17 protein-coding genes and 1 tRNA gene are annotated in these 18986 nt (G+C 71.3%); 10 read left to right on the top strand and 8 right to left on the bottom strand.

What is annotated here, in order from left to right; all coding sequences use genetic code 11:
• Positions 1 to 182 precede the first annotated feature (182 nt).
• From ispD to ACZ46W_RS21250, 5 genes are all read left to right on the top strand, one after another.
• A complete protein-coding gene (ispD, locus tag ACZ46W_RS21270) occupies positions 183 to 920 on the top strand; it encodes a 2-C-methyl-D-erythritol 4-phosphate cytidylyltransferase (RefSeq protein ID WP_468339679.1) in 738 nt (245 codons plus the stop codon).
• On the top strand, positions 910 to 1395 hold the full coding sequence (gene ispF / locus ACZ46W_RS21265) for a 2-C-methyl-D-erythritol 2,4-cyclodiphosphate synthase (RefSeq protein ID WP_468339678.1): 486 nt from the start codon (positions 910 to 912) through the stop codon (positions 1393 to 1395). Before ispD ends, ispF begins: the two co-directional genes overlap by 11 nt.
• Before the next feature lie 58 nt (positions 1396 to 1453).
• Positions 1454 to 2851 carry a cysteine--tRNA ligase gene (gene cysS / locus ACZ46W_RS21260; protein ID WP_468339676.1) on the top strand — a complete coding sequence of 466 codons (1398 nt, stop codon included), beginning with the start codon at positions 1454 to 1456 and terminating at the stop codon, positions 2849 to 2851.
• Between the two features lie 63 nt (positions 2852 to 2914).
• Entirely contained in the window at positions 2915 to 3865 is a 951-nt protein-coding gene (rlmB, locus tag ACZ46W_RS21255; RefSeq protein WP_366128987.1) for a 23S rRNA (guanosine(2251)-2'-O)-methyltransferase RlmB, read from the top strand.
• 117 nt (positions 3866 to 3982) lie between these two features.
• Positions 3983 to 5605, top strand: coding sequence for a DoxX family protein (locus ACZ46W_RS21250; protein ID WP_468339673.1), 1623 nt, complete (start codon positions 3983 to 3985; stop codon positions 5603 to 5605).
• A 135-nt stretch (positions 5606 to 5740) separates the two neighbouring features.
• Here ACZ46W_RS21250 and ACZ46W_RS21245 read toward each other — a convergent pair whose 3' ends face one another.
• The 4 genes from ACZ46W_RS21245 to ACZ46W_RS21230 form a co-directional block, all read right to left on the bottom strand.
• Entirely contained in the window at positions 5741 to 6451 is a 711-nt protein-coding gene (locus ACZ46W_RS21245; RefSeq protein WP_366128985.1) for a nucleotidyltransferase family protein, read from the bottom strand.
• A 40-nt stretch (positions 6452 to 6491) separates the two neighbouring features.
• Positions 6492 to 6905 carry a hypothetical protein gene (locus tag ACZ46W_RS21240; RefSeq protein ID WP_468339671.1) on the bottom strand — a complete coding sequence of 138 codons (414 nt, stop codon included), beginning with the start codon at positions 6903 to 6905 and terminating at the stop codon, positions 6492 to 6494.
• 201 nt (positions 6906 to 7106) lie between these two features.
• Positions 7107 to 8204, bottom strand: a complete 1098-nt coding sequence (locus ACZ46W_RS21235; RefSeq protein ID WP_366128982.1) for an ABC transporter ATP-binding protein — start codon at positions 8202 to 8204, stop codon at positions 7107 to 7109.
• Between the two features lie 374 nt (positions 8205 to 8578).
• On the bottom strand, positions 8579 to 9979 hold the full coding sequence (locus ACZ46W_RS21230; RefSeq protein ID WP_468339669.1) for an RNA-guided endonuclease InsQ/TnpB family protein: 1401 nt from the start codon (positions 9977 to 9979) through the stop codon (positions 8579 to 8581).
• A gap of 151 nt (positions 9980 to 10130) precedes the next feature.
• Here ACZ46W_RS21230 and ACZ46W_RS21225 point away from each other — a divergent pair.
• From ACZ46W_RS21225 to ACZ46W_RS21215, 3 genes are all read left to right on the top strand, one after another.
• A tRNA-Thr gene (locus tag ACZ46W_RS21225) sits at positions 10131 to 10205 on the top strand.
• A gap of 85 nt (positions 10206 to 10290) precedes the next feature.
• Positions 10291 to 12393: a restriction endonuclease gene (locus tag ACZ46W_RS21220; protein ID WP_468339667.1), complete on the top strand. Its 2103-nt coding sequence runs from the start codon at positions 10291 to 10293 to the stop codon at positions 12391 to 12393.
• Between the two features lie 132 nt (positions 12394 to 12525).
• On the top strand, positions 12526 to 13119 hold the full coding sequence (locus ACZ46W_RS21215) for a VOC family protein (RefSeq protein ID WP_468339665.1): 594 nt from the start codon (positions 12526 to 12528) through the stop codon (positions 13117 to 13119).
• Positions 13120 to 13190: 71 nt separating this feature from the next.
• Here the strand turns inward: ACZ46W_RS21215 and ACZ46W_RS21210 are convergent, their stop codons facing one another.
• Entirely contained in the window at positions 13191 to 14582 is a 1392-nt protein-coding gene (locus ACZ46W_RS21210; RefSeq protein ID WP_468339663.1) for an NAD(P)/FAD-dependent oxidoreductase, read from the bottom strand.
• Between the two features lie 47 nt (positions 14583 to 14629).
• On the opposite strand from ACZ46W_RS21210, the gene ACZ46W_RS21205 reads away from it, so the two are divergent.
• Both ACZ46W_RS21205 and ACZ46W_RS21200 read left to right on the top strand, forming a co-directional pair.
• Positions 14630 to 15526 (top strand): aminoglycoside phosphotransferase family protein, encoded by an 897-nt coding sequence (locus ACZ46W_RS21205; RefSeq protein WP_468339661.1) that lies wholly within the window; start codon positions 14630 to 14632, stop codon positions 15524 to 15526.
• Positions 15527 to 15591: 65 nt separating this feature from the next.
• Positions 15592 to 16062, top strand: a complete 471-nt coding sequence (locus ACZ46W_RS21200) for a GNAT family N-acetyltransferase (protein ID WP_468339659.1) — start codon at positions 15592 to 15594, stop codon at positions 16060 to 16062.
• Here ACZ46W_RS21200 and ACZ46W_RS21195 read toward each other — a convergent pair whose 3' ends face one another.
• The 3 genes from ACZ46W_RS21195 to ACZ46W_RS21185 form a co-directional block, all read right to left on the bottom strand.
• Positions 16063 to 17001, bottom strand: coding sequence for a hypothetical protein (locus tag ACZ46W_RS21195; protein WP_468339657.1), 939 nt, complete (start codon positions 16999 to 17001; stop codon positions 16063 to 16065).
• A 271-nt stretch (positions 17002 to 17272) separates the two neighbouring features.
• On the bottom strand, positions 17273 to 18298 hold the full coding sequence (locus tag ACZ46W_RS21190; protein WP_468339655.1) for a zinc-binding dehydrogenase: 1026 nt from the start codon (positions 18296 to 18298) through the stop codon (positions 17273 to 17275).
• A gap of 110 nt (positions 18299 to 18408) precedes the next feature.
• Positions 18409 to 18909: a hypothetical protein gene (locus tag ACZ46W_RS21185; RefSeq protein WP_468339653.1), complete on the bottom strand. Its 501-nt coding sequence runs from the start codon at positions 18907 to 18909 to the stop codon at positions 18409 to 18411.
• Between the last annotated feature and the right edge of the window lie 77 nt (positions 18910 to 18986).

The following is an 18986-nucleotide window of genomic DNA, read 5'->3' as shown; positions in this document are numbered from 1 at the left end:
GCCGGGCGCTGCGGCATGTCCGGCTCCAGCACGCTTCATCCAGCACGCTCTCGCTCTGCCCGGGCAGCTCGCGCAGCTCGCTCAACCAGTGGTCACGGAAGGGTCCGGTCAAGGCGTTGCGCCCGCCCCGCTGAGGCCATACCCATATCGGCCGAGTCAACAAACCTGCCGGAGTGCAACCGATGTCTGACGCAGCACCCCCTGCCCGCACCGCCGCGGTGATCCCCGCGGCCGGCCGGGGCGTACGGCTCGGCCCGGGCGCCCCCAAGGCGCTCCGCGCCCTGAACGGCACGCCCATGCTGATCCACGCGGTCCGCGCCATGGCGGCCTCCCGCGCGGTCTCGCTCGTCGTGGTCGTCGCCCCGCCGGACGGCGCGTCCGAGGTCAAGCACCTCCTCGACGCGCACGCCCTGCCCGAGCGCACGGACTACCTCGTGGTGCCCGGCGGCGAGACCCGCCAGGAGTCGGTCCGCCTCGGCCTGGACGCGCTGCCCGACGACATCGCCACCGTCCTCGTGCACGACGCGGCCCGCCCGCTCGTCCCCGTCGACACCGTCGACGCGGTCATCGAGGCCGTCCGCGACGGCGCCGTCGCCGTCGTACCCGCCGTGCCGCTCGCCGACACCGTCAAGCAGGTCGAGCCGCGCGAGAAGGGCGAGCCCGAACCGGTCCTCGCCACGCCCGACCGCGCCACCCTCCGCGCCGTACAGACCCCGCAGGGCTTCGCCCGCGCCACGCTCGTCCGCGCGCACCGCACCGTCACCGACAACGTGACCGACGACGCGAGCATGGTCGAGCAGCTCGGCGAGCCGGTCGTGGTGGTGCCCGGCCACGAGGAGGCGTTCAAGGTGACCCGCCCGCTCGACCTCGTACTCGCCGAGGCCGTCCTCGCCCGGAGGAGGGCCAACGATGGCTTCTAGCCTGCCGAGCGTCGGCATCGGCACCGACGTCCACGCCTTCGAGAAGGGCCGCGAGCTGTGGTGCGCGGGCCTGCTCTGGGAGGGCGAGGAGTACGGGCTCGCCGGGCACTCCGACGGTGACGTCGCCGCCCACGCCGCCTGTGACGCGCTGTTCTCCGCCGCCGGCATCGGCGACCTCGGCGCCCACTTCGGGACCTCGCGCCCCGAGTGGTCCGGCGCGTCCGGTGTGACCCTGCTCGCCGAGGCCGCGCGGATCGTGCGCGCCGAGGGCTTCGAGATCGGCAACATCGCCGTCCAGGTCATCGGCGTACGCCCGAAGATCGGCAAGCGGCGCGAGGAGGCCCAGAAGGCGCTGGGCGCGGCGGCCGGCGCACCGGTGTCGGTGTCGGGCACGACGACGGACGGCCTCGGGCTCACCGGCCGGGCCGAGGGCCTCGCCGCCATCGCCACCGCGCTGCTCGTGCGCACGGTCTGACGGCGCGGGTTTTCCACAGGCGCGCGGGGCACTGGCACCGGCCCACTACCCTGGAGTGGTGACTATTCGTCTGTACGACACCAGCGCCCGGCAGATCCGCGACTTCACCCCGATCACGCCGGGCTGTGTCTCGATCTACCTGTGTGGCGCCACCGTGCAGGCCGCCCCGCACATCGGGCACATCCGGTCGGGGCTGAACTTCGACATCATGCGCCGCTGGTTCGCCTACCGCGGCTACGACGTGACGTTCGTCCGCAACGTCACGGACATCGACGACAAGATCATCGCCAAGTCCGCCGACCAGGGCCGCCCCTGGTGGTCGATCGGGTACGAGAACGAGCGCGCGTTCAACGACGGGTACGAGGCGCTGGGCTGCCTCCCGCCCACCTACGAGCCCCGCGCCACGGGTCACGTCCCCGAGATGATCGAGATGATGCGCGGCCTCATCGAGCGCGGCCACGGGTACGTGGCGGACGGCAGCGTCTACTTCGACGTGCGCTCCTTCCCGGAGTACCTCGCCCTCTCCAACCAGGACATCGACGACCTGCGGCAGCCCGCCGAGGAGGGCATCACCGGCAAGCGCGACCCGCGTGACTTCGCCATGTGGAAGGCCACCAAGCCCGGCGAGCCCGACTGGGAGACGCCGTGGGGCCGCGGCCGCCCCGGCTGGCACCTGGAGTGCTCGGCCATGGCGCACAAGTACCTGGGCTCCGCCTTCGACATCCACGGCGGCGGCCTGGACCTGGTCTTCCCGCACCACGAGAACGAGATCGCCCAGGCCAAGGCGTACGGCGACGACTTCGCCCGCTACTGGGTGCACAACGCCTGGGTCACCATGAGCGGCGAGAAGATGTCCAAGTCGCTCGGCAACTCGGTGCTGGTCTCCGAGATGGTCAAGCAGTGGCGCCCGATCGTGCTGCGCTACTACCTGGGCACCCCGCACTACCGGTCGATGATCGAGTACAGCGAGGAGGCCCTGCGCGAGGCCGAGTCGGCGTTCGCCCGCATCGAGGGGTTCGTCCAGCGGGTCGTCGAGAAGGCGGGCGTCGTCGAGCCGGCCGCCGAGGTCCCGCTCGCCTTCGCCGAGGCCATGGACGACGACATGGGCGTCCCGCAGGCGCTGGCGATCATCCACACCACCGTCCGGCAGGGCAACAGCGCGCTGGCCGCCGACGACAAGGAAGCCGCCGTCGCGCGCCTCGCCGAGGTCCGCGCCATGCTCGGCGTCCTCGGCCTGGACCCGCTCGACCCGCACTGGGCGGGCGAGGCCGACCGCGGCGAGGACCTCCACGGCGTCGTGGACTCGCTCGTCCGCATGGTCCTGGACCAGCGCGAGGCGGCGCGGGCGCGCAAGGACTGGGCGACGGCGGACGCCATCCGCGACCAGTTGGGCCAGTCCGGGCTCGTCATCGAGGACAGCCCCGACGGGCCCCGGTGGACGCTCGGCGCGCGCTGAGCACCACGCTGGCACACTTCATATATACGTACGCACGACACGCATCGACAGAGCAGGTAAGTCATGGCCGGGAACAGCCAGCGCAGGAACCGCCGCACGTCCAACAAGAAGGGCGCGACGGTCGGCAGCGGTGGCCAGCGGCGCCGGGGCCTGGAAGGCAAGGGCCCCACGCCGCCCGCGTCCGCCCGCAAGGGCCATGTGAAGAACCGCGTCGCCAACGCCAAGGCCAAGCAGGCGCACCGCCGCCAGGTCGCCCGGCGCGGCGGCAAGGGCCTGTCCGAGATGGTCGTCGGCCGCAACCCCGTCTTCGAGGCGCTGCGTGACGGCGTACCGGCGACGACGCTGTACGTCCAGCAGTTCATCGACAACGACGAGCGGGTGCGCGACGCGCTCAAGCTCGCGGCCGACCGCGGCGGCATCAACCTCATGGAGGCCCCGCGCGCCGAGCTCGACCGGATGACCAACGGCCTCAACCACCAGGGCCTCGTCCTCCAGGTCCCGCCGTACGAGTACGCCCACCCCGAGGACCTGGCCGCGGCCGCCTTCGACGACGGCGAGGACCCGCTGATCGTCGCCCTCGACGGCGTCACCGACCCGCGCAACCTGGGCGCCGTCGTCCGCTCCGTCTCCGCCTTCGGCGGCCACGGCGTGGTCGTGCCCGAGCGCCGTGCCGCCGGTATGACCGCCGGCGCCTGGAAGACCGCCGCGGGCACCGCCGCCCGCACCCCGGTCGCCCGCGCCACCAACCTCACCCGCGCCCTGGAGGCGTACCAGAAGGCCGGCATCACCGTCGTCGGCCTGGCCGCGGACGGCGACATGGAGGTCGGCGAGCTGGAGGCGCTCGGCGGCCCCGTCGTCATCGTCGTCGGCAGCGAGGGCAAGGGCCTGTCCCGCCTGGTCGGTGAGACGTGCGACCACCTCGTCCGCATCCCCATGCCGGGCGGCGCCGAGTCCCTCAACGCGGGCGTCGCGGCAGGTGTGGTGCTGTACGAGGCGGCCCGCCGCCGCGCGTGACGTTCCCCGGGGCGACGCCCCGCCCGCCGGGCTTTCCGGGACCCGTCATGATCTTGACGGGTCTCGGACATTTCCCACCCGTCAAGGCAGTGTCCTAAACCCACGTCACTCGGTTAGATGAGTGTGGACACCAGAACGCCCCGGCCCGGTTTCGACGATCAGCCTGCGCTGAGCATGGTCAAGGTGGATTGCGATCCCGCGCAGGTCATCGTGAACCACGCCAGTTTCCGTGTGCAGCTCGCCCCGGTGAACAAGCCCCGGTTGGCCGACACCACCCGAGTACCCGCCATGAGCGGCGCCGCCGCCGGCGGCGCGACGGCACGGCGGCGCGCGCCCGTCGTGTGGAGCGGGAAGTCCTCGCCCGGCGACCCCGGCGCGACCGGGCTGCTCCAGGCCGTGCGGGAATCGACGGCCGTCGACACGCTTGACGGCGGCGCCACCCAGGTCATCCCGCGCGTCGACCTCTCCGACGACACCATGCCGACCCCCGTCGTCGGCGCCCAGCGCGGCCCCGACGCGCCACCGCTGCTGCCGCCCATGCGCCGCGCCGTCGGCGCCTACGACGACCAGCCCCACCCGTACACCGACACGTACACCGACGCGTCCTCCGGCGCGTACTCCGACACGTACGAAGGCGAAGACGGCCGGGACGACGGCCGCGACGGCGACGGCCGCGATGCGGCCGGGGCGTACACCGGACCCGCCCACCGGCACGCGTACTACCCCGGCCGCCGGATGAACCTCGGCGTCGTCCTGCTGCCGCTGCGCGTGTTCCTCGGCTTCATCTCCATCTACGCCGGCATGGGCAAGCTCTGCGACCCCGTCTACTTCGACGGCGGCGAGCGCGGCTCCATGGTCAAGTGGCTCACCTCCCTGCACCCCTGGGCCCTCGCCGAGCCGCTGCGCGACTTCGCACTCGCCCACCCCGTCGGCGCCGGCCTCACCGTCGCCTTCGCCCAGGTCGTCGTGGGTGTCCTCACCGTGCTGGGGCTCTGGCAGCGGGTCGCCGCCGTCTTCGGCGCGATGCTGTCCGCCGCGCTGATCCTCACCGTGAGCTGGAAGACCGTCCCCGTCTACGACGCGCCCGACATCATCTACCTCGCCGCCTGGTCGCCGCTGATCATCGCCGGCGCGCCCGTCTACTCCATCGACGGACGCCTCGCCGGCGAGGCCTGGCGCACCCTCGGGCCCCGCTCGGCGCTGTGGGACCTGCGCCGCCGGGTGCTGCGGCGCGGCGTGGTCGTCGCCACCGTCGTGGTGGGCCTGACCCTGCTCATCGGCTCGCTCCTCGGCGGCGCCGTACGGTCCACCGAGATGGTCACCGTCCCCGGGCCCAACGACGACCCGACCAACCACCTGCCCGGCCGGCCGCTCCCCGAGGAGCCCGGCGAGCACTCCCCGTCGGCCAGCGAGTCCTCCCGTCGCCCCGAGCCCTCGGCGTCCGCGTCCGCCGGACCGACGGCGGAGGAGCAGGCGTCCTCCCCGGCCGAGGAGACCAGCGAGGCCGAGCGCATCGAGGAGGAGCGGCCGACCGCCTCCCAGGGCACCGGACAGCAGCCCCCGGAGCAGTCCGAGCCCGTGCCCCCGCCGTCCTCCAGCGCCGGCCCGACGTCCACGGGCGGCACCGGCAGCGGTGGCGGCACCGGCGGCGACGACGGTACGGGCGACGGCTCGGGCGGCAACGACGGCGGCTCGTCCACCGGCGGCAACCGCAACCCGATCGGCGGCCTGCTCGGCTGACGTACAGGGCAGGACACCACAGGAGGAAGGGGCGGTCACCGTGCCCACGGTGACCGCCCCTTCCGTATGCCCTCTTCCTGTGCCTGCTCAGTTCATGCCCGCCCACGATTCATGCCCGCTCAGGAGCCGGCCCGCTCAGGACCCGGCCAGCTCCTTCGCCGCCTCCTGGAGGTCCTTCGCGGTGTCGATGGCCCTCCAGTACGCCCCCTGCGGCAGCGGGAAGCCCGCCAGACGCCGCTCACGGGCCAGCCGGGGGAACGTGGTGCGCTCGTGGTCCCCGACGTCCGGGAGGAGCCGCGTGAAGGCCGGGGAGAAGACGTACACGCCCGCGTTGATGAGGTAGGGCGACGGCGGCGACTCGATGAAGTCGGTGATGTGCCCGAAGGTGTCCGTCTCGACGGCCCCCCAGGGGATACGGGGACGGGCCAGGGCGAGTGTCGCGGCGGCGTCGCGCTCGGCGTGGAACGCGGCCATCTCGCGCAGCGAGAAACGGGTCCAGATGTCACCGTTCGTGGCGTACCACGGCTCGTCGGGGAGCGGCAGGCGCGCGGCCGCGTACTTCAGGCCGCCGCCGCGGCCGAGCGGCTCGGGCTCCACAACGGTGGTGACGCGCAAGGGCAGTTCGGCCGTCGCGAGCCACTGCTGGAGCACCTCGGCGAGGTGGCCGCAGGAGACGACGGCGTCGGTCACGCCCTCGGCGGCCAGCCAGGAAAGCTGATGGCCGATGATCGGGGTCCCGGTTCCCGGGATCTCGACCATCGGCTTGGGGCGGTCGTCGGTGTACGGGCGCAGTCGTGAACCCTGGCCGCCCGCCAGGACCACGGCCTGCGTCGGAGAGGTGTGCATACCGCGCACGATAGGCGCACCTCGGTGCTGGTGATACGCCTCAGCTCTCGTGGGCGACGCCGGTGGCGTAGGACGTGTCGCACACGGGGCGGGAGTACGTCTGTGCCTTCACGGGGCCGTAGTGCTGGACGGCGGCACGGCCGAGCGCGCGGGCGATCGACATGCAGTGCCTGGCGAGCGACGGGCGCTCCTCCACCGCGCGCTGGAGGTGCGTGAGGGCGACACCCGGGTCCTTCTCCTGAAGCTCCGCGAGGAGCTTGTCGCGGAGAATATCCTGCGGGGCACGGGGCTTGGCCCGTACCGAGACGTTCTCCGAGGACGCGGTGAGCATCCGGGTCTGGGAACTGCTGCCCGCCCACGGGACGCTGGTGACCGCGAGAGTTCCGGAGAGCACCAGGACGACGGGCAGGACAAGGGCGAGAGAGCGGCCGATTCGGCGTGCGGTGTGGGTCACGGACGTGAGCGTAGCGGCCAGTGATGATTTGGAGACATTTAGTCACCCCCACGGGGGATGGTTCGATGCTCCTTTTCGAATCGGGTGTTGACGAACAGGGTCCGAATTGACCCGTGTGCCGGGGTATTTGTCGACATCCCGGCGCCCCATGCGAGACGGCCCCGCACCGAAGTGCGGGGCCGGGTACGCGTCTTGCCGGGATCAGTCGCTGAGGCGCTCACCGGTCGACGTCGAGAACACGTGGATCTCGTCCGGGCGCGGAACGACGTGCAGTACGGAGCCCTTCTCCGGGATGGAGCGGCCACCGACGCGGACCACCAGGTCCTTGTCCTCGCCGCCGACGCGGGCGGAGCCGTACACGTACCCGTCGGCGCCCAGCTCCTCGACGACGTTGACCGAGACGGCCAGGCCCTGGTCGCTCTCGGCGCCCGCGACGTCGAAGTGCTCGGGGCGGACGCCGACCGTCACGGTCGTGTCGCCCTTGCCGGACGCGGCGGACAGCGCCTCACGCGACACCGGCACGACGCTGTTGCCGAACTTGACGCCACCGTCGGTGATCGGGACCTCGACCAGGTTCATGGCGGGGGAGCCGATGAAGCCGGCGACGAAGAGGTTGGCCGGGCGGTCGTACATGTTGCGCGGCGTGTCCACCTGCTGGAGCAGGCCGTCCTTCAGCACCGCGACCCGGTCACCCATGGTGAGGGCCTCCACCTGGTCGTGTGTGACGTACACGGTGGTGATGCCGAGCCGGCGCTGGAGCGACGCGATCTGCGTACGCGTCGACACGCGCAGCTTGGCGTCGAGGTTCGACAGCGGCTCGTCCATCAGGAACACCTGCGGCTCACGCACGATGGCACGGCCCATCGCGACACGCTGCCGCTGACCGCCGGAGAGCGCCTTCGGCTTGCGGTCCAGGTACTCGGTCAGGTCGAGGATCTTCGCCGCCTCCTCGACCTTCTTGCGGATCTCCGCCTTGTTCACGCCGGCGATCTTGAGCGCGAAGCCCATGTTGTCGGCGACGGTCATGTGCGGGTACAGCGCGTAGTTCTGGAACACCATGGCGATGTCCCGGTCCTTCGGCGGCAGGTGCGTGACGTCACGGTCACCGATCCGGATGGCGCCGCCGTTGACGTCCTCCAGACCGGCGAGCATGCGCAGTGAGGTCGACTTGCCGCAGCCGGACGGGCCGACGAGGACGAGGAACTCCCCGTCGGCGATCTCGATGTCGAGCTGGTCGACGGCGGGCTTGGTGCCACCCGGGTAGATCCGGGTGGCTTTGTCGAACGTGACAGAAGCCATGGTGATGCGGTCCCTTCACCGGCAGGAACGTGCCGGACGATCCGAGTAAAGGAATGGAAGTGGTCTGGTCCACGCGAGTGAACCTGGGGTGACGCTACCTGGCGATATGCGGTCTGTCAGTAGGTGGCGGGAGGAAATGTTGGTGGTGGTGCGGTGGTGGCAGAGCACCGACCTTTTGACCTGTACCACGCGGAGCGGAGCAACGGATTTTTGACCCTTGTCTCCCCGGGGCTTGCTGCCCTCGCGGGCAACACTTCCTGCTTCATCACCCATCGCCGCCCGACCATGGCCCTGAAGGGCCACGCCCGGCCGGTCTTACGCGGGCTCCACAGACATGACGGCCGACGGCCCGTCGGTCCGTACCTCACTCCGGCTCAGGCGGCCGGCGCGTACTGCTCCAGCTCCGAGGCCCTGATCACCGCCGGCGGCGTCCTGCCCGGAGGAAGAGCGGCGGCCACCAGCCAGTAGAGCCGCATACCCTCGTCTCGGAGGTTCACCGCCGCGTTCACATCACGGTCGTGCACCACGCCACACTCCTTGCAGGTCCACTCCCGCACCGACACATCCAGACGCGGGCCCTTCGCATGACAGGCCGAGCAGCGGCGCGTCGACGGGAAGAAACGGTCCACGATCACCAGCGTCCGCCCGTACCACTCGCACTTGTAACGGAGCTGCCTCAGCAGCTCACCCCACGCCGCGTCGCGGATGGCCTGGTTCAGCTTCGCCTTCCGCCGCCGCCCCTTGCCGACCGCCGGCCGCATCAGATTGGCGATGGGTAGTTCTTCCACCACGAGCACTTGGTTCTCGCGCACGAGGCGGGTGGTGAACTGGTCCAGCATGTCCCTGCGGACGTCGGTGATCAGCGCGTACAGCCGGGCGATCTTCTTTCGGATCTTCCCTCGGTTCTTGGAACCCTTCTCCTTCCGGTGGAGCTGTCGCTGGAGGTCGGCGAGGTGCTTCGCGTACTTCTTCAAGAGGCGGGGGTGCTCCAGCTTCCGGCCGTCGTCCAGCGTGACCAGAGCGGCCAGCCCAAGATCGAGCCCGACGGCCTTGGGAGCCTGTGAGCCCGGTACGAAGGCGCCGGGCAAAGGCGCGATCCGCTCCTCCACCAGCATCGACAGGAAGTACCTGCCCGCCCGGTCCCGGGTCACCGTCAGCTTCACCGGCACCACACCGGCGGGCAGGGCCCTGGACCACCGCACGTCCAGCGGAGCCGCCTGCTTGGCCAGCGTCACCAGGCCGGTCCCCGGCCGCTCCAGGTCCTCAAGCCACCGGAAGCCCGTCCGGACGTACGTTGCCGAGTCCCGCGCGGTGCGCTTCCGCTTGAGCTTCGGAAACTTCGCGGCCTTGCGGAAGAAGCGCTGGAACGCTCCGTCCAGGTGGCGCAGGGCCTGCTGGAGAACCGTTGAGGAGACCGCCCGGAGCCAGGACGTGTCCTCCGCCCGGCGCCATCCGGTGAGAGCACGGCACGTCTCTGCGTATCCGACCGACACCCGGTGCCTCTCCCACGCCTCCGCCCGCAGGGTCAGGCCCTGGTTGTAGACCCACCGGCAGGCTCCGAAGGTCTGCTCAAGCTGCTCGGCCTGGTCACGCGACGGATAGAAGCGGAAGCGGTAGACCCGCTGCTGGGTAGCGGCCTCCTTGGGGCGCTGCTGCATCGGCCCGGACGCACGGCCGTGACGCGCATGCCGGTCGGCGATGCCCAGCACCTCGCGCTTGACGCGCTTGGCCTCTGGGCCCGTAACCCGTACCGGCCCCTCGACCGCATGTGTCATCCCCTTGCCCCCGATCCGATCTTCGGAACAGCACTCCAGTGCATTCAACGAACACCTGCACGGAAGGTCGCGGGCAAGAACTTCATGGTCTCGGGAATCCGGTGCTGTGTAGAGTGGGGGCGCCTCTCGCGTGCGGCTCGACGTACGCGATGCCGCCTTAGCTCAGCGGAAGAGCTCCCCACTTGTAATGGGATGGTCGTCGGTTCGATTCCGACAGGCGGCTCCAGCAAAACCGTGTCCCGGACCACTCAGGTCCGGGACACTTTGCGTTTGAGGGGTGTACCTGACGTGCCTGGGGAGGGGTGTGTCGGATGAGTCGTCGTTCGGGTGGGCTGATCGGGGCGTGGGCGGAGGCCCAGCGGCAGCAGCAGCGGCAGGCGGAGGCGCGGCAGAGGGCGGTGGGGCAGGAGCGTCTGCGGGCCGAGCGGGAGCAGCGGGCGTATGAGCGGGACATGGCGCGGATGCACCGGGAGCAGCAGGCGGCGTACCGGCGGCAGCGTGAGGCTGATGTTCTCCGGCGGTCGAGGGAGCTGGATGCTCGGGTCGCGGTGTTGGAGGGGTTGCTGGCGGCGGGGTGTCGGGCGCCGGCGTTTCGGGTGTCGGCGTTAAGGCGTGATGAGGCGGTGGAGCCGTTTTCGCCGGGGCCGTTGGGGCAGCCGGTGGTGATGCCGGATCCGGCGCGGTATCAGGCGCAGGGTGGGTGGACGGCGAGTGGGCGGGCGCAGGCGGAGCGGGAGGCGCGGGCGCGTTTCGAGCGGGATTGGTTCGCGGCGCAGGCGGCTGAGGCGCGGCGCCTGGAGCAGTTGGGGGCCTATCAGCGGCAGTACGAGGAGTGGGCGGCCGCCAGGGTGAGGGAGGTGCGGGAGCACAACGCGGGGATCGCGGGTTTGGTGGAGGCGTTGCGGTCGGGTGAGCCGGAGACGGTGGTGGAGTACTTTTCGGCGGCTTTGTATGCGTCGTCGGGGTGGCCGGAGGGTTTTCCGCGGCAGGTGTCGGCCGCATACGACCGGGGGGCTCGGCAGTTGGTGTTGGACTGGGAGCTGCCGGGGTTCGACGTGGTGCCGGAGGCCAAGGGTGTGCGGTATTTGGTCGGTACGGACCAGGAGAAGCTGATCGTCCGGCCGATGACGCAGCGGCGTGCGTTGTACCGGGATGTATTGGCGCAATGCGTGCTGTTGGCGTTGCGGGAGTTGTTCGCCGCGGATGAGGTGGGGGCGCTGAGGTCGGTGGCGCTGAACGGGTTCGTGGATGATCGCGATCCTGCGACGGGGCGGCCCGCGCGGGTGGTGCTTGCGGCGGTGCTGGTGGAGCGGGAGGTGTTCGAGGGGCTTCATCTGGAGCTTGTGGGAGCTGTCGAGTGCTTGACGGATGCGTTGCGGGGGCAGTTGTCGGCTCGGCCGGATCAGCGGGTCGCGGTTCGGCCGGTGCGGTCGCCGGAGCAGGTGGGGTCGGGCGTGGCGTCGCACGGGGGTGGTGAGGAGCCGGATCTGCTGGCGATGGATCCGGTGGAGTTCGAGGGGCTGGTCGCGGAGTTGTTCCGGGCGCGGGGGCTTCAGGCGGTGACGACGCAGCGGTCGAATGACGGTGGTGTGGATGTGGCTGCTGTCGATCCGGATCCGATCAGCGGTGGCTCGATCATCGTTCAGGTGAAGCGGTACCGGAACACGGTTCCGCCGAGTGCGGTGCGTGATCTGTTCGGCACCGTGCAGGGTGCGGGTGCGAACAAGGGCGTGCTTGTGACGACGTCGGGCTTTGGGCCTGGCTCGTATACGTTCGCCAATGGCAAGCCGTTGACGCTGGTTTCCGGGTCGGAGCTGGTGGACCTGTTGCATCGGCATGGTTTGCGTGGGCGTCTTGGGAACGAGTCGGCCGTGCCCGAGGCCGGGCCGGATGTGGGGATGGTGCCGGCGTCGGTCGATGAGGAGGTGGCTGATTTCAACGTGCTGGGTATGGACTGGTCTGGTTCGGTGGCTCTCGATGTGTGTGCGCTGGTGTGTGCGGGGTCGCGTGTTCTCAGCGACGATCACTTCGTGTTCTTCAACAATCCGGGGACGCCAGACGGTTCGGTGCGCATGATTCGTGCGTTCGCGGGGGACCGGGCTGCTGTTCGGGTGGCTTTTGACGGGTTGCCTGAGGGGGCTGACCGGCTGGTGTTGGTGGCTGCTGTGGATCCGGAGGTGAATCCGGATGCGGATTTGTCGGGGTTCACGGATGCGGGAATCCGGTTGCGTGATGCGTTGGGGGTGGAGCTCGATCGGTTGATGGTTTCGGACGGTCGGGCTGGGGAGACGGCCTTGGTGCTTGGGTCGTTCAGGCGCCGCGTGGGTGGTGACTGGGATTTCGTTCTGGGAGGCAGAGGCTATTCGGGCGGTTTGGCGGCGCTGGTGGGCGATTTCGGTATTGAGGTTGAGTAGTGGGCGTGGGCTGACTCATCGTTTGCCACCGTTACCCCGGGCGGCTGTGTCAGCCCCCACCTGCGGATCGGCTTTGACGTCGGCGGCGGCAGCGACAATGAGCGGTGACGGCTTCGACGGCTGGGGGACAGGATGCTGACCGGGATCGTGATCGACGCGCTGGATGTCACGCGCATGGACCGTTTCTGGCTGGACGCCACACAGGGCAGGACCGGCGGCCTGCAGTTGCGGTTCGAGCCGTGCGCGAGGCCGAAGCCGGTGCACAAGAACCGGCTCCACCTCGATCTGGCCGGTGGCCCGGACTGGCAGGGCGAGGTGGCGCGCCTGCTCGCACTTGGTGCGACGCGGGTCGACATCGGTCAGGGGGATGTCCCGTGGGATGTGCTGGCCGATCCGGAGGGCAACGAGTTCTGCGTGCTGCGTCCCGGTCATCCCGGTGTGCTCACCGACTCCGGTCTCGTCGCGGTCTGCCTTGACGTCGCCGAGGAGGACCGCTGTGCGCAGTCGGCCTTTTGGCGGTCCCAGGCGGGCTGGCACGCGGTCGAGTCCCACGACTGGGGGGTCCGGCTGCGCCGGAGCCCCTCCAGCACGGTCTCGCTGGTGATGGGGCCGCCTGCGGCCCCGAAGGCGGCGCGGAACAGGCTGCGCCTGGAGGTCACTCGTCCCAGCGGGGAGCCCGGCGAGTTCCTCGACGCCGCCGGGAACGAGTTCCACGTCACGTGCTGACCCCGCCGGGCCCGCCTTTCAGGGCCCGTCACGACATCCGTCCGGGGTCTTTGGCGTTTCCGTGTTCAGGGTCAGTGGCGGCCGGAGATGTGGTCGGCGAGGGTGGCGAGGCGGTCGGTGGTGGGGGTGTGGGTGGTGGCTTCTCGGCGGTCGGCGGTGCGGTAGGCGGCGTAGAGGGTGTGGACGCCGAGCCAGCGGAGGGGTTCGGGTTCCCATGAGCGGACCTTGTGGTTCACCCAGGGGAGGGTGGTGAGGTCGGTGGGGCCGGACTGGCCGGAGTCCTGCTGGATCAGGTCGCGGAGGGTGCGGGCGGCGAGGTTGGCGGTGGCGACGCCGGAGCCGACGTAGCCGCCGGCCCAGCCGAGGCCGGTGGAGCGGTCGAGGGTGACGGTGGCGCACCAGTCGCGGGGGACGCCGAGGACGCCGGACCAGGCGTGGGCGACGGGGATGCCGGCGAGGCGGGGGAAGAGGCGGGTGAGGATCTCGCGGAGGGCGTCGATGGTGGCGGGCTGGGTGCGGCCGTCGTTGTCGGTGCGGGAGCCGTAGCGGTAGGGGATGCCGCGGCCGCCGAGGGCGATGCGGTCGTCGGCGGTGCGCTGGGCGTACATGTAGGCGTGGGCCATGTCGCCGAGGGCTTCGCGGCCGGTCCAGCCGATGTCGTCCCACAGTTCCTGGGGGAGTGGATCGGTGACGATCATGGAGGAGTTCATGGGGAGCCAGGTGCGCTTGTGGCCCTTGAGGCTTGCGGTGAAGCCTTCGGTGCAGCGGAGGACGTAGGGGGCGCGGACCGTGCCGTACGGGGTGACGGCGTGTTTCGGCTTGATCTCGGTGACCGGGGTCGATTCGTGGATCGTGACGCCGAGGGCTTCGACGGTGGCGGCGAGGCCGGTGACCAGTTTGACCGGGTGGACGCGGGCGCCGTGCGGGGTCCAGCTCGACCCGACGGCGCCGGTGACGCGGACGCGGGCGGCGGTCTCGCGGGCGCCGTACAGTTCGCGGTCGGTCTCGCCGAAGGCCACCTCGACGGAGTGGAACGCCTTGAGGCGGGCCAACTGGGCGGGGCCGTAGGCGACTTCGAGGACGCCGCCCTGGTGGATGTCGGCGTCGATGTTCTCGTCGGACGCGACCTTCACGACTTCGGCGACGGTGTCGTTCATCGCCTGCTGGAGGCGTACGGCGGCCTCGTGGCCGTGTGCCTTGGCGTAGCGGCCGCGGCCGGCGATGCCGTTGTAGAGCCAGCCACCATTGCGGCCGGAAGCACCGTAGCCGCAGAACTTCGCTTCGAGGACGATGATGTTGAGGAAGGGGACGGCCTTCTTCAGGTAGTACGCGGTCCACAGGCCGGTGTAGCCGCCGCCGACGATGCAGACGTCGGCCGTGGTGTCGCCGGGGAGGGGCTCCCGGGGAGCGGGGGTGCCCTCCTGTGCGTACCAGAACGATATGCCGCCGTTGACGGTGCTCATGTGGTTCCTTGGGTCCATCGCCAGTGGGTGGGTGTGGACGTTATCGGATGGGGTGTGGAGTGATCGAGGTTCCGGCGGAGCTGGCGCGGGTCCAGAGCGAGATCAACGGCGCGGAGGGCCGGGCGTTCATCGCGGAGCTGCCCGGGCGGGCCGAGCGGTTCCTCCAGGAGTGGGGGCTGCGGCTCACGGGCCCGGCGATGCACGGGTGGTCGGCGCTGGTGCTTCCGGTCGTGGCGGGGGACGGTACGCGTGCCGCGCTGAAGCTCCAACTGCTGGACGAGGAGAGCGAGGGGGAGGGTGCCGCGCTGCGGGCGTGGGACGGCGCGGGCGCGGTGCGGCTGCTGAGGGAGGACGCCGGGACGGGGACGCTGCTGCTGGAGTGGCTCGATCAGGGGCGGTCGCTGTCGTCGGTGGAGGACTCGAAGGAGGCGACGCGGATCCTGGCGGAGCTGATGGCGCGGCTGGTGGCCGTGGACGCGCCGGCGGGGATGCGGAGTCTGGGCGACATCGCGGCCGAGATGCTCGACGACGTGCCGGACGCGGTGGCGGAGCTGGAGCGTGAGGACGACCGGCGCTTGTTGCGGGACTGCGCGGCGGCGGTCCGGGAGGTGGCGGGCGAGCCGGGGGACCGGCTGCTCCACTGGGACCTGCACTTCGACAACGTCCTGGCCTCGGGCCGTGAGCCGTGGCTGGCGATCGACCCGAAGCCGCTGGCGGGGGACCCGGGTTTCGAGCTGCTGCCGTCGCTGTTCAACCGGTTCGACGCGGGCGATGTGCTGTGGCGCTTCGATCTGATGACGGAGGTGCTGGGGCTGGACCGGGAGCGGGCGAGGGCGTGGACGCTGGGGCGGGTGTTGCAGGACTCGTTGTGGGACGTGGAGGACGGGGAGACGGTGCTGGAGGGTGAGCGGGTGGTGGTGGGGCGGCTGCTGTTGGGGCGGTAGGGCCTGGGGGTTGGGGTCGTAGGGGTGGGGCGGTGGTGCTGAGCGTTGGTACTTAGGCTGCCGTCATGATTCGTAGCGCTGTTGTCGATGACGTACCCGCCATTTACGCGATGGTCCGTGAGCTCGCCGAGTACGAGAAGGCCCTGGACGAGGTGCGGGCGAGCGAGGAGCAACTGCGGGAGGCGCTGTTCGGCGAGCGGCCCGCCGCGTTCGCGCACATCGCGGAGACGGAGGAGGGCGAGGTCGCGGGCTTCGCGCTGTGGTTCCTGAACTTCTCGACGTGGCGCGGGGTCCACGGCATCTACCTGGAGGACCTGTATGTGCGGCCCGAGCTGCGGGGTGGCGGGTACGGCAAGGCGCTGCTGCGGGAGTTGGCGCGGATCTGTGTGGCGCGGGGGTACGAACGGCTTGAGTGGGCCGTCCTGAACTGGAACACCCCGTCGATCGACTTCTACGAGTCGCTGGGCGCGCGGCCGCAGGACGAGTGGACGGTGTACCGGCTGACCGACGGGGCGCTGGCGGAGCTGGGGTCGTGATCACCCGGTGGTGCAGGTGACGGTGGGGCCGGTGAGCATCCCGCCGGTGCTCTCCTGGCCCCTGGGCGTCCAGTAGCCCAGCTTGGACACGACGGTGGAGCAGGCGGACTTGAGGGTGGCCCGGACGGTGACGGTGGTGGGCCGGCCCGGCTGGAGGTCGGTGAGGGCGCAGTCCAGTGCGTACAGGCTCCGGGTGGTGGAGGGGTAGCGGCCGGGGAGCGGGTTGACGCAGCGGCGGTCGGGCGAGGTGAGTTCGATGCCGGTGGTCTCCTCGCCGATGAGGCCGAGGCGGGCGCTGCCGTCGCCGTGGTCGCTGACGCGGGCGACGGTGTAGGTGAGGGTGGTGGTCGCGCCGGGCTTCAGGGCGCTGTGTGCCGGGGTGACGTCGACGCGGTGCGTGGGCTGTGGCTTGGCGTCGGTGAGCGTGACGGTGGCGCGTACCTGGCCGCGCAGGTCGGTTCCGGGCGGGTCGGAGCTTACGTGGACGGTGGCGCCGATGTCGTACGTGCCGGGGCCCGGGTAGTCGGCGCGGCCGGCGAGGGTGCCGGTGGCGGTGGGCGTGTGGGCGGGCGTGCCGTGGCGGTGGGCGGTCCAGGTGCCGGACGTGCGGCAGGCGGGGCGGGCCCCGGTGGTGCCCCGGCGGCAGGTGGCGGCGGCCGACACGGTCATGGTGGCGCCGGTGTTGGTGACGCACAGGGCGATGTCGGCGTACTGGCCGTGCGGGCCGCGGAGGGTGCCGCCGGGGGCGCAGTGGGTGACGGGGGTGGTGGGCGGTGGGGCTTTTTCGGCCGGTGCGGCGGTGGGTGGGTTGGGTGGGGTGGGTGGGGTGGCGTGGGCCGTGGTGACGGTCCACAGGAGGAGCAGGGACAGGGCGCTGAGCGCGTACAGGGCGGTGGGGGGTCTCTTGGCGGCGCGTGGTCGCGTGGTGCGGGTGGTCATCCTTGCCTCCAGCTAGGCGGGCCGGTGGGTCCGGGGGCCCGGTGGGCCCGGCCCGGTGGGCCCGGTGGGCTTGGTGGGCCCGGCCCGGTGGGTCCGGTGGGCTTGGTGGGCCCGGCCCGGTGGGCTTGGTGGGCCGGGTGGGCCGGGTGGGTCGGTGGCCCGGTGGCCCGGTGGGCCCGGTGGCTTGGATGGTGCGGGAGCGGGGTGCCGCCGGGGCCCGCTCCACGCCGGGGACTGCGCCGGTTCCGTTACGCGGGTTCACCCGGCGGGGTCAGGGGACCAGGACCACCTTGCCCATCGTGGCGCGGGTCTCCAGGGCGCGGTGGGCGGCGGCGGCCTCGGCGAGCGGGAAGCGCTGGACGGCGGGGCGGAGGCGGCCGGCGGCTGCTTCGGCGAGGGAGCGGAGCTCCAGGGTGCGTATGTCGCCGCCGGCTTTCCGGAGCATGACCGGGCCGAGTACGGACCGGGAGGTGATGGCGCGTTCGGCGAGCTCCTCGTCGGTGAAGGTGAGGGGTTCGCCGTCGTGCGGGCCCTTGCCGGCCCAGCCGAAGACGAGGTGGTGCCCGCCCTTGCCGAGGAGGTCGACGGCGGTGCGGCCGGTGGCGCCGCCGACGGAGTCGAAGACGACGGTGGCCTTCCTGTCCCCGAGGTGGGCGCGGACCCGGTCCGCCCAGTCGGGGAGCGTGTAGTCGACGGCGAGGTCGGCGCCGTTCGCCTGGACGCGGGCGACCTTCTCGGGGCCGCCGGCGAGGCCGATGACGGTGGCGCCGGCGTTCTTGGCGTACTGGACGAGGAGCGTGCCGATCCCGCCGGCCGCGGCGGTGACCAGGGCGACGCTGTCCGGGCCGAGTTCGGCGAACTGGAGGATGCCCATCGTGGTGCGGCCGGTGCCGATCATCGCGACGGCCTCGGCGTCGTCGAGGGCGGGCGGGACCTCGTGGAGTCTGGTGGCGTCGGTGACGGCGAGCTCGGCGTAGCCTCCCCCGGAGCTTCGCCCGGGAGGTGCCCCCAGGGCCATGCCGAGGTGGGCGACCACCCGCTTGCCGAGCCACCCGGGGTCGGTGCCCTCGCCGACCGCGTCGACCGTGCCCGCGACCTCGCGGCCGGGGACGGTGGGCAGCTCGGCGGGGGCGGGGTACGGGCCGCTCAGGCCCTGGCGCAGCGCGGTGTCCAGCAGGTGCACGCCGGCCGCCGTGACGGCGATCCGGACCTGGCCGGGGCCGGGGGTGGGGTCGGGCGTCTCCTCGTAGCTGAGGTTCTCGGCGGGGCCGAAGGCGTGGAGGCGGATGGCGCGCATGGTGGGCTCTCCTCTGCTGCCGCGGTACGGCTGGTACGGCTGGGGTACGGAGAAGAGCCTCCAACCTCAAGCGCGCTTGAGGTCAAGGGGCGTCGGGGGCGCCGGGGCCGTCAGGGGACGCGGGGGAAGCGGGACTGGAGGGTCCAGATCACCGGGTTGTCGGCGAGGCCCTCGTGCATGTCGGTGAGGTCCGCGATCAGGTCGTGGAGGAAGTCGCGGGCCTCCCGGCGCAGCGCCGCGTGGCTGAACGTGAGCGGGGGTTCCTCGGCCGGCATCCAGTCGGCCTCGACGTCCACCCAGCCGAACCGGCGCTCGAAGAGCATCCGGTCCGTGGACTCGGTGAAGTCCAGCTCGGCGTACTGCGGCTGCGCGGCCCGGCTGCCGCGCGGGTCGCGGTCGAGCCGCTCGACGATGTCGCACAGCGCCCACGCGAAGTCGAGCACCGGCACCCATCCCCAGGCTGTGGAAATCTCCCGGTCGGCCTTGGTGTCCGCGAGGTACACGTCGCCGCAGAACAGGTCGTGCCGCAGCGCGTGGACGTCCGCGTGCCGGTAGTCCGTCTGCGGCGGGTCCGGGAAGCGGCGGGAGAGGGAGTAGCCGATGTCGAGCACGTGGTCGATGGTGTCACGTGGCCTGCGGAAACGTCACCGCCGGGCGTTGCTATGATCCGCGCACTTGTGCGAGTGGC

The organism is Streptomyces sp. NPDC031064, assembly GCF_055570965.1.
Note: the sequence above shows the minus strand (reverse complement) of the source record. Positions and strands in the feature narration are given on the sequence as shown.

Coding starts and splice junctions, on each gene's coding strand:
- ispD (WP_468339679.1), top strand. CDS start 183: ATGTCTGACGCAGCACCCCCTGCCCGCACCGCCGCGGTGATCCCCGCG.
- ispF (WP_468339678.1), top strand. CDS start 910: ATGGCTTCTAGCCTGCCGAGCGTCGGCATCGGCACCGACGTCCACGCC.
- rlmB (WP_366128987.1), top strand. CDS start 2,915: ATGGCCGGGAACAGCCAGCGCAGGAACCGCCGCACGTCCAACAAGAAG.
- ACZ46W_RS21250 (WP_468339673.1), top strand. CDS start 3,983: ATGAGTGTGGACACCAGAACGCCCCGGCCCGGTTTCGACGATCAGCCT.
- ACZ46W_RS21245 (WP_366128985.1), bottom strand. CDS start 6,451: ATGCACACCTCTCCGACGCAGGCCGTGGTCCTGGCGGGCGGCCAGGGT.
- ACZ46W_RS21235 (WP_366128982.1), bottom strand. CDS start 8,204: ATGGCTTCTGTCACGTTCGACAAAGCCACCCGGATCTACCCGGGTGGC.
- ACZ46W_RS21230 (WP_468339669.1), bottom strand. CDS start 9,979: ATGACACATGCGGTCGAGGGGCCGGTACGGGTTACGGGCCCAGAGGCC.
- ACZ46W_RS21220 (WP_468339667.1), top strand. CDS start 10,291: ATGAGTCGTCGTTCGGGTGGGCTGATCGGGGCGTGGGCGGAGGCCCAG.
- ACZ46W_RS21215 (WP_468339665.1), top strand. CDS start 12,526: ATGCTGACCGGGATCGTGATCGACGCGCTGGATGTCACGCGCATGGAC.
- ACZ46W_RS21210 (WP_468339663.1), bottom strand. CDS start 14,582: ATGAGCACCGTCAACGGCGGCATATCGTTCTGGTACGCACAGGAGGGC.
- ACZ46W_RS21205 (WP_468339661.1), top strand. CDS start 14,630: ATGGGGTGTGGAGTGATCGAGGTTCCGGCGGAGCTGGCGCGGGTCCAG.
- ACZ46W_RS21200 (WP_468339659.1), top strand. CDS start 15,592: ATGATTCGTAGCGCTGTTGTCGATGACGTACCCGCCATTTACGCGATG.
- ACZ46W_RS21195 (WP_468339657.1), bottom strand. CDS start 17,001: ATGACCACCCGCACCACGCGACCACGCGCCGCCAAGAGACCCCCCACC.
- ACZ46W_RS21190 (WP_468339655.1), bottom strand. CDS start 18,298: ATGCGCGCCATCCGCCTCCACGCCTTCGGCCCCGCCGAGAACCTCAGC.